Source organism: Robertmurraya sp. DFI.2.37, assembly GCF_029211245.1.
Taxonomy (GTDB): Bacteria; Bacillota; Bacilli; order Bacillales; family Cytobacillaceae; genus Robertmurraya; species Robertmurraya methanolica_A.
Genome location: NZ_JARGEJ010000154.1, coordinates 1 through 755 on the forward strand (window position 1 = coordinate 1; position 755 = coordinate 755).

The window sequence follows — 755 nt, forward strand, 5'->3', positions numbered from 1 at the left end:
TTATAGAAAAGAAAACCCTGGGCTATGCCTAGGGTTCCAAAAAGCTTACAGCGTGGTATTAAAAAAACTTCCTCATGGTGCTAAAATATTTTTGGTTCGCCAACCGAAAATAAATAGCCAGGAGGAAGTCCTTATGTCAAAAGACAATAATAGTTTAGCACACACAACTTGGAATTGTAAGTATCACATAGTATTTGCGCCAAAATATAGAAGACAAGTTATTTACGGGAAAATAAAGAAAGATATTGGACAAATCTTGCGTACTTTGTGTGAGAGGAAAGGTGTGGAGATAATAGAAGCGACAGCGTGTAAGGATCATATACATATGTTAGTGAGTATCCCGCCAAAATTAAGTGTATCAGCATTCGTAGGATATCTAAAAGGAAAAAGTAGCTTGATGATATTCGATCGACATGCGCAACTGAAATATAAGTATGGAAATCGAAAATTTTGGTGTACAGGATATTATGTGGATACGGTAGGGAGAAATAAGAAGGTAATAGAAGAATATATACGTAATCAAATACAAGATGATATAGTCGCAGAACAATTAACGATGATGGAATATATCGATCCATTCACAGGAGAAGAAGTGAAGAAAAAGAAAAGGAAAAATTAAGGGGAGAAGGCCTTTGAGGTCTGGCCAGTAGAAGTAGTACAATTGGCGAACCTTTCAGTAGCCCTTTAGGGTTTGGTCAGTAACAAAGGCTTTCAGCCGCAGAGAAAACCACCCGTTCTCACGGGTGGTACTTATT

General features: G+C 37.5%; 1 protein-coding gene. It reads left to right on the top strand.

What is annotated here, in order from left to right:
• Positions 1-133 precede the first annotated feature (133 nt).
• The gene (gene tnpA / locus PZE06_RS25855) at positions 134-619 is read left to right on the top strand and encodes an IS200/IS605 family transposase (protein WP_150917894.1); all 486 of its coding nucleotides are present in this window, start codon (positions 134-136) and stop codon (positions 617-619) included.
• Positions 620-755: the final 136 nt, after the last annotated feature.

Coding starts and splice junctions, on each gene's coding strand:
- tnpA (WP_150917894.1), top strand. CDS start 134: ATGTCAAAAGACAATAATAGTTTAGCACACACAACTTGGAATTGTAAG.